We start from the raw sequence: 7,244 nt of genomic DNA, 5'->3' as shown, positions 1-7,244 counted from the left end.
GTTCAACAAGTGTCGAGAGCGCATCGGAGCCAGAGATTACGGCGCCCGCGACGCTCACGAGCGTGCGGGCTTCAGCGGCCGATCGTTTCGCCGCTCGTGCGCGCCGAGCGGCCTGATCGACAATCACACTCACGATGAGGGCTACGGCGACGAAGATCGCGAGCGCTGCGATCTCGCGGGGGTTGCGAATCGAGAGTGAGTAGAGCGGTTCAGTGAAGAAATAATTCAGAACCAGACCGCCGATCACGCCGGTCGTGAGCGCAGGCCATAGACCGCCCACGACCGCGACGACCACGACCAACAGCTGAAAGAGCAGCACATCGGTGACGAGTGAGTCGGGCGACCGTACGGGCGCAAGAACCACGGTGAGCAGTGGCAACCCGAGCACTGCGATGGCGAACCCCGTCACGCGCCGTCGAAGCGCGAGTGCACCGCGCGCGCGCGGAAGTCGCCGATGCCCAACAACCCCGTGCGACACGATGTGCACATCGATGTCCCCCGCTTGGCGAATGACCGCGGCGCTAATGCTCGCTCCTCCGATGGCGGCACCCAGTCGGGTACGACGACTCACCCCAATGACGAGCTGCGTGGCGTCGACGCCGCGAGCGAACTCGATCAACGCTGCGGCGATGTTGGAGGAGACCAGGCGGTGCATGCTGCCGCCCAACGACGTGACGAGTGCTTCGTTCGCGTCGAGGTGCGAGTTGGCGCGTGATGTCAAGCCGTCTGGTTCGCCGATGTGCACCGCGATGAGTTCACGAGTGCCCGCCCGCGCCGCTATTCGCGCGGCGCGCCGAATGAGCGTGTCGCCCTCGGGTCCGCCGGTGACAGCGACCACAACGCGCTCACGGGCCTCCCACGTCGCATCGATACCGTGGTCGCGGCGATAGACGCGAAGAGTCTCATCGACTTCGTCGGCGAGCCACAACAAAGCGAGTTCCCGCAGCGCGGTCAGGTTGCCCAATCGAAAGTAGTTGCTCAAGGCCGCGTCAATTCGACCGGCGGGGTACACGAGTCCGTCAGCGAGTCGCTCGCGCAAAGCTCGCGGAGCAATGTCAACGAGTTCGATGCGGTCGGCTTCTCGCAGCACGGCATCGGGCACCGTCTCGCGTTGCGGCGCTCCTGTCACGCGCTCAACCACATCGGTAAGCGACTCTATGTGCTGCACGTTCACGGTCGTCATGACGTCGATGCCCGCGTCAAGCACGACGTGAACGTCCATCCACCGTTTACTTCGGGCCAGCGACGGCGCATTGGTATGGGCGAGTTCGTCAATGAGGACGACGTCGGGTTGGCGTGCGACAACGGCATCGACATCAAGTTCGCTGAGCGTGACGCCGCGATGGTCGATCGTCAGACGGTCGACCTGCTCGAGGCCGTCGATCAGGGCTGCGGTCGCGGCGCGCGCGTGCGTCTCGACGAGTCCAATGACGACGTCTACACCGGCATCTTTCAGGCGGTGTGCTTCTTCGAGCATCGCGTAGGTCTTGCCGACCCCGGGCGAGGCGCCCAGAAAAACCCGCAATCGACCGCGCGCCATGGCCTCTCCCTTCGCGCTACGGCTCGAGCGCGTCGAGTGCCAGGTTGAGCGCGAGGACGTTGACTCGCGGTTCGCCCACAACGCCGAGCAGGCGCGGTTCGATCATAGACACGACGAGCTCGCGCACCTCCTGCTCACTGAGGGCGCGGGCGTCGGCAACCCGCGGCACTTGCAGCAACGCGTATGCGGGTGAGATGTGTGGGTCGAGGCCTGAGGCCGACGCGGTCAGGGCATCCACCGGGATCGAGGCGGGGTCGACGCCTTCGAATGCCGCGATGGATGCTCGCCGCTCGCTGATCGCCGCAACTAGGTCGTCGTTCTCGGGCCCGAGGTTCGTGCCGCTCGAGGCTCCTCCGTCGTATCCGTCTCCTGCCGCAGACGGGCGAGACTGAAACCACTCGGGCAGTGGCGCCCCCGAAGCATCGGTGAATGACTGGCCAATCAGCGTTGACCCAACGGGCACGCCATCGACCGTGACGAGTGAGCCGTTGGCCTGGGCGGGCGCGATGGCCTGCCCAAGACCCAGCACAAGAGCGGTGTACCCGACTCCGAGCACGAGAGTGAAGACGAGCAAGGCGCGCACCGAGGTGGCTGCTTGACGCACGAGCGAACGGATCATGATGAGTGCTTTCTCGAGGCAGAACGACTAGAAGCCCGGCAGGGTGCGCACGATGAGGTCAATGAGCGCGATACCGATGAAGGGGGTCACGAGCCCTCCGAGCCCGTAGACGAGCAGGTTGCGCCCGAGGAGGGCGGTCGCCGATTGTGCTCGGTACCCAACCCCTCGCAGGGCGATCGGAATGAGCGCGATGATCACGAGGGCGTTGAAAATGATTGCCGACAAGATCGCCGACTGCGCGCTCGCAAGGGCCATGACGTTGAGTGCGCTGAGCCCCGGAAAGACTCCCGCAAACATCGCGGGAATGACCGCGAAGTATTTGGCCACATCGTTCGCGATCGAGAACGTCGTCAGAGCACCGCGCGTGATCAGAAGTTGCTTGCCGATGCGAACGATCTCGATGAGCTTTGTCGGATCACTATCGAGGTCGACCATATTGCCGGCTTCTTTCGCCGCCGAGGTGCCTGAGTTCATGGCAACACCGACATCGGCTTGCGCGAGTGCAGGGGCATCATTCGTTCCGTCGCCGGTCATCGCCACGAGGTTGCCACCCTCTTGCTCGCGACGAATGAGGGCGATCTTGTCTTCGGGTGTCGCCTCGGCCAGGTAGTCGTCGACGCCAGCTTCGGCCGCGATGGCCGCCGCGGTGAGGGGGTTGTCGCCCGTGATCATGACGGTGCGAATCCCCATCGCGCGCAGTTCGGCGAATCGAGCGGGCAAACCCTCTTTCACGACGTCTTTGAGGTGGATGACCCCCAGAACCCTCGCGACCCCTGCCGCCGACCGTTCCGCGACGACGAGCGGAGTTCCGCCCGAGCGAGAGATCTCTTCGACCACGCCGTCGAGCTCGACACCTTGCGCTGCTGATGCAACCTCTGCCCAGCGCGCGACCATCGAGCCGGCGCCCTTCCGCAGAGACGGACCATTGGGCACATCGATTCCACTCATGCGGGTCTCAGCCGTGAACGGAACGATCGTTGCTCCCGACGGCATAGAGCCGGCATTGCCTTCAGCCTGGGCCAACTCGACGATCGATGACCCTTCAGGCGTCGGATCGCCCAGTGATGCGAGGCGAGCGGCCCGCAATAACTCAGCCCGTTCGACACCCTCGAGAGGAAGGGCATCGGTCGCTCGACGGTTTCCGTACGTGATCGTCCCCGTCTTGTCGAGCAAGAGCGTGGTCACGTCGCCAGCGGCTTCCACCGCGCGACCCGAGAGCGCCAAGACGTTGCGGCGCACAAGCCGATCCATACCCGCGATGCCGATGGCGCTCAAGAGCGCACCAATGGTGGTCGGGATGAGACAAATGAGGAGCGCAACGAGGGTGACCACCGGAACGGGCTCTCCGGCGGCGCTCGCGAGCGGATTGATCGTGAGCACGACGAGCACGAAGACGATCGACAGGCTCGACAACAGAATCGAGAGAGCGATCTCGTTGGGTGTGCGTTGTCGGCTAGCGCCCTCGACGAGAGCAATCATGCGGTCGACAAAGCTCGCGCCGGGCTCTGCTGTGATGCGCACCACGATGCGGTCACTGAGCACGCGGGTACCGCCCGTGACCGCTGAGCGATCGCCCCCGTGCTCGCGAACCACCGGGGCCGACTCGCCCGTGATTGCCGATTCGTCCACCGTCGCGATGCCGGCGATGATTTCGCCGTCACCGGGAATGACTTCCCCTGCTTCGACGATGACAATGTCGCCGAGGTGCAATTCCGAGGAAGAGACAGCCGAGACCTCGACGGAGCGAGCATCGGCATCGACATCCGGCGCGTACGACACCACGCGACGTGCGGGGGTGCTCGTCCGCGTGGCCCTCAGTGAGGCGGCTTGAGCTTTTCCGCGACCTTCGGCGATCGACTCGGCCAGCGTGCCGAAGAGCACGGTAGCCCAGAGCCACGCGGCGATCGACACGGTGAAGACCACAGGCACACTGCCACTCTGGGTGAGCGCATCGCTCATGGCGATGAGCGTCGTGAAAGCGGCACCCACCTCGACAAGAAACATCACCGGGTTGCGCCACAGGGTGACGGGGTTGAGCTTGCTCAGGGCGCCGGGCAGGGCCGACGTGATTTGGCGAAGGCCGAGCCCCGCCGGAACCGAGGTGCTCGGCGAGGTGTGCGCATCCGTTGTGATGGGAGACATTGTGATCAGAGCCCTTCGGCAAGTGGCCCGAGTGCCAGGGCCGGAAAGTAGGTGAGCGCCGACACGATGAGGGCGGTGCCAATCAGGAGCCCGGTGAAGGCGAGTCGATGAGTCGGGAGCGTTCCCGCGCTCGCAGGCACCGCGGTCTGGCGGGCGAGCGAACCGGCGAGCGCGAGCACAAGCACGATGGGCACGAAGCGCCCCAGCAACATGACCGCGCCGAGCGCGAGATTCAACCACACAGTGTTGGCGGTGAGCCCCGCGAACGCCGACCCGTTGTTGTTGGCAGCCGAGGTGAATGCATACAGAACCTCGCCATAGCCGTGGATTCCCGGGTTCAGTATCGACGTCGAGAACACCTCGTCGCGCACTCCTGGAAGGGTGAAGCTCAGCGCTGTGCCGATAAGCACGAGGGCCGGCGTGACAACGATGTAGACACTCGCGAGCGTCATCTCGCGGGGCCCGAGTCGCTTACCGAGGTACTCGGGCGTGCGGCCGACCATGAGCCCGGCGATGAAGACGGCAACGATCGCGACGACAAGCATGCCGTACATGCCCGCGCCCACTCCGCCCGGCGCAATCTCACCGAGCATCATGTTGAGCATCGCAACCCCACCACCGAGGGCCGTGTAGCTGTCATGCATCGAGTTGACCGAGCCCGTCGAGGTCAGGGTCGTGCCCGCCGCATACAGCGTTGACCCCACGATGCCGAACCGCGTTTCTTTGCCTTCGAGTGCCGCTCCGGCCGCGAGGGGGGCGGAACCCGAGCCGGCGAGCTCGGCAACGGTCATGAGGGTGACGGCGACCGTGGCGATGATCGCCATGGCGCCCACGATTGCGCGACCCTGTCGAATATCGCCGACGAGTCGGCCGAAGGTGCGAGGCAGTGAAAACGGGATGAGCAAGAACAGCGCAATCTCGATCAGGCTCGTCCATGCCGTGGGGTTCTCGAACGGATGCGCGGAGTTGGCATTGAAGAATCCACCGCCGTTCGTGCCGAACAGCTTGATGGCCTCTTGCGAGGCCACCGGCCCCCCGGGGATCGTCTGCGTGGCACCCGTGATAGTTGTCACGTCGATGAACCCTGAGAGATTCTGGATGACTCCGCCGAGGAGCAAGACGATCGCCGCGATCACCGAACCAGGGAGCAGGATTCGGAGGGTGCCGCGGGTGAGATCGACCCAGAAGTTGCCGAGGGCATCCCGAGCGACCGGAGCGAAAGCGCGAAACAGTGCGACCGCCACGGCAAGGCCCACTGCGGCAGACATGAAGTTCTGTACGACCAGGCCGAGGGCCTGAACCGAGTAGCCGAGCGTGAACTCAGGTGAATACGACTGCCAGTTGGTGTTCGTGACGAACGAGATCGCGGTGTTGAGCGAGAGGTGCTCGCTCGGGGCGCCCAACCCAAGGCTGTAGGGCAACCACTGCTGGGTCTGTTGGAGCAGGTACAGCGTGGCGATGCTCACGGCGGAGAAGACCAGCACCGAGCGCGTGTAGACACGACTGCTTTGCTCAGCGTCAGCGTCGACTCCGATGGCGCGGTAGATCCAGCGTTCGACTCGGAGGTGTCGCGAACTCGAGTACACCGCAGCCATGTAGTCGCCGAGGGGGCGATAGGCCAGCAGCAACACGAGGGCGAGAAGTCCGAGTTGTGCAGCAAAGACCGCCCACTGCTCGGTCATGAAAACGACTCCGGCTTCAGCAGGGCGACCACGAGGTACGCAAGCGCTCCTACACCGAGCACGACCGCAATGAGGTCAATCACGACGAACCTTTCAACTCGAGATGTCCGTCTCGGGCGGCAACCGGAGAGTCACCGGCGGCGCTGACGCTATGCCCGAGCAATCGGGCGTGAGGGCGTCCTCACGGTTTCCTAACGCCTGTTCGCCAAAAAATGACGATTCCCGTGCGCGACCAGGAGTACTGTTTCCCGGTGCTCACGTCGGTTCCTCGGCGCGCCTATCGCGCTCGCCGCACGCTCAGCCCCCCGCAGACCGTGGTGCTGGCGTTCTTCACGGCTATCGCTGTGTGCACGCTGTTGTTGTCGCTGCCGATCGCGCACGCGCCGGGCGTCGAAGTGACATTTCTCGAGGCGGCCTTCACGGCCGTTTCGGCCGTGTGCGTCACGGGGCATATCGTCGTCGACACCGCGACGGTGTGGTCGCCCTTCGGGCACGCGGTTATCGTCGCCTTCATTCAAATCGGCGGCTTGGGAATCATGCTCGTGGCCTCGCTCATCGGTCTTGCGTTGCTGCGCAAGATCTCGCTGCGCGGCCGCATGATCGCGGGCACCGAGAACCGCGCCGTGACCACCGGCGATGCCTCCCGACTGACACGCGGCATTTTGCTGACCTCGCTTGTGATCGAAGCGATCGTCGCGATGGTTCTCACGCTGCAGTTTTGGCTCTCGTACGGTGTTGAGCTTCCGACGGCGTTCGGCCGCGGAGTGTTCTTGGCCGTCTCGTCGTTCAACAACGCCGGCTTCGCGCCGTTTAGTGACAACATGATCGGGTTCGCCACCGACCCCATCGTCGTGCTGCCGATGAGCATCGCCACGATTCTCGGCGGCCTCGGCTTTCCGGTGCTGCTGCAATTGCGGCGCGAACTTCGCCGCCCGCTGCACTGGACGATGAACACCAACCTCGTGCTCGCGATGACGGCCTTGCTTCTCGTTGTGGGCACGGTGATGATCGCGCTCTTCGAGTGGAACAACGGCGCGACGATCGGCGAGATGTCGCCCATCGATCGGGTGCTCGTGTCGTTCTTCCACTCGGTGCAAGCCCGCACGGCCGGCTTCAACTCGGTCGACATCGGACAATTGGCGCCCGAGACGCTCTTGGGCATCGACGTTCTGATGTTCATCGGCGGCGGGCCGGCCGGAACCGCCGGCGGCATCAAGGTCACGACCTTTGCCGTGCTTCTCTTCATCATCATCACCGAGCT

At 64.4% G+C, this 7,244-nt stretch carries 6 protein-coding genes; 1 reads left to right on the top strand and 5 read right to left on the bottom strand.

Annotation, left to right across the window (positions count from 1 at the left end; genetic code table 11):
• The 5 genes from SFU54_RS04280 to SFU54_RS11725 form a co-directional block, all read right to left on the bottom strand.
• Window positions 1-1,540: DUF4118 domain-containing protein (locus SFU54_RS04280; RefSeq protein WP_319015066.1), on the bottom strand; the 1,540-nt coding region annotated here is incomplete at its 3' end.
• Between the two features lie 16 nt (window positions 1,541-1,556).
• On the bottom strand, window positions 1,557-2,159 hold the full coding sequence (gene kdpC / locus SFU54_RS04275; protein ID WP_319015065.1) for a potassium-transporting ATPase subunit KdpC: 603 nt from the start codon (window positions 2,157-2,159) through the stop codon (window positions 1,557-1,559).
• Between the two features lie 27 nt (window positions 2,160-2,186).
• Window positions 2,187-4,301 (bottom strand): potassium-transporting ATPase subunit KdpB, encoded by a 2,115-nt coding sequence (gene kdpB, locus SFU54_RS04270; protein WP_319015064.1) that lies wholly within the window; start codon window positions 4,299-4,301, stop codon window positions 2,187-2,189.
• Between the two features lie 5 nt (window positions 4,302-4,306).
• Complete coding sequence (gene kdpA / locus SFU54_RS04265; RefSeq protein ID WP_319015063.1) at window positions 4,307-5,983, bottom strand: potassium-transporting ATPase subunit KdpA; 1,677 nt, start codon at window positions 5,981-5,983, stop codon at window positions 4,307-4,309.
• A complete protein-coding gene (locus tag SFU54_RS11725; RefSeq protein WP_413466564.1) occupies window positions 5,980-6,045 on the bottom strand; it encodes a potassium-transporting ATPase subunit F in 66 nt (21 codons plus the stop codon). The genes kdpA and SFU54_RS11725 overlap by 4 nt, the downstream gene beginning before the upstream one ends.
• 189 nt (window positions 6,046-6,234) lie before the next feature.
• On the opposite strand from SFU54_RS11725, the gene SFU54_RS04260 reads away from it, so the two are divergent.
• The coding region (locus tag SFU54_RS04260) for a potassium transporter TrkG (RefSeq protein ID WP_319015062.1) at window positions 6,235-7,244 on the top strand (1,010 nt) is incomplete at its 3' end.

Origin of the sequence: Microcella sp., assembly GCF_033763155.1 — a bacterium.
GTDB lineage: Bacteria > Actinomycetota > Actinomycetes > Actinomycetales > Microbacteriaceae > Microcella.
This window is presented reverse-complemented; position numbering and strand designations above follow the sequence as displayed.

Coding starts and splice junctions, on each gene's coding strand:
- kdpC (WP_319015065.1), bottom strand. CDS start 2,159: ATGATCCGTTCGCTCGTGCGTCAAGCAGCCACCTCGGTGCGCGCCTTG.
- kdpB (WP_319015064.1), bottom strand. CDS start 4,301: ATGTCTCCCATCACAACGGATGCGCACACCTCGCCGAGCACCTCGGTT.
- kdpA (WP_319015063.1), bottom strand. CDS start 5,983: ATGACCGAGCAGTGGGCGGTCTTTGCTGCACAACTCGGACTTCTCGCC.